Genomic DNA, 948 nt, shown 5'->3' on the forward strand with positions numbered 1-948 from the left:
AAAAAAGCTCTCCCCATCATTGTTGGCTTGTTGGTTGTTTCTCAGAGCGCGTATGCCGATGTTTCTTTAAAGCTTAAAGGCATCGATGGCGCACTGGAAGATAACGTGAAAGCGTACCTGTCTTCGATTCCAGAGAAGGATTACTCCACTTCGCTGCGCTTTCAGGCGCGATTGGATCAAAGTATCACCGAAGCGCTTAATGCGCTTGGCTATTATCATGCAAAAATTTCATACTCTATTTCCGAAGGGAATGACGAGCTGATCGTTAACATCCACAAAGGCTTACCAGTTAAGATCAAAGTAATGGATGTCGTGATCAGCGGTGAAGCGAAAGAGGATGAAGAATTCGCGAATCTCATCGCCAAATCGCCTTTAAAAGTTGGGCGGATTTTAAATCAGGGTGAGTATGACAGCCTTAAATCAGGGATCCGTAACCTGGCTTTGCAACGTGGTTACTTCAATGGTGACTTTAAGCTCAACAAGCTGGAAGTGATCCCCGAATTGAATGAAGCCAATGTGCGTTTGCACTACGACAGCGGTATTCGCTATCACTTTGGTCCGGTAGAAATTACGGGAAGCCAGATCTGGGAAAACCGTGTTGAGTCGATGCGACCTTTTGAAATTGGTGAACCTTACCTTGTCTCTGATGTGGGTGAATACAACCAAAACCTGTCTAACACCGATTGGTTTTCCTCCGTGTTTGTTGAGCCTGACTTAAGCAAGCTTGAAGATGGGCGCGAGTTGCCGATTAAAGTCTCGTTAGCGCCTGCTGCGAAAAACCAAATTGAAACTGGTATTGGTTACTCCACCGATACGGGTGTGCGCGGCACTTTAAAATGGAAAAAACCATGGGTAAGTGCACGCGGCCATAGCTTTAATACGGCGCTTTCTCTCTCCAAACCAGAACAAACCATCACCGCTGGCTACAAAATTCCATTAGACGACGCC

1 protein-coding gene is annotated in these 948 nt (G+C 46.1%); it reads left to right on the top strand.

Features of this window, described 5'->3' with window-relative positions; genetic code table 11:
* Nucleotides 1–948, top strand: a 948-nt coding sequence (locus R7Q46_RS25515; RefSeq protein ID WP_318077986.1) for an autotransporter assembly complex family protein, incomplete at both ends; no start/stop codon positions are given.

The organism is Vibrio sp. 811, assembly GCF_033339195.1.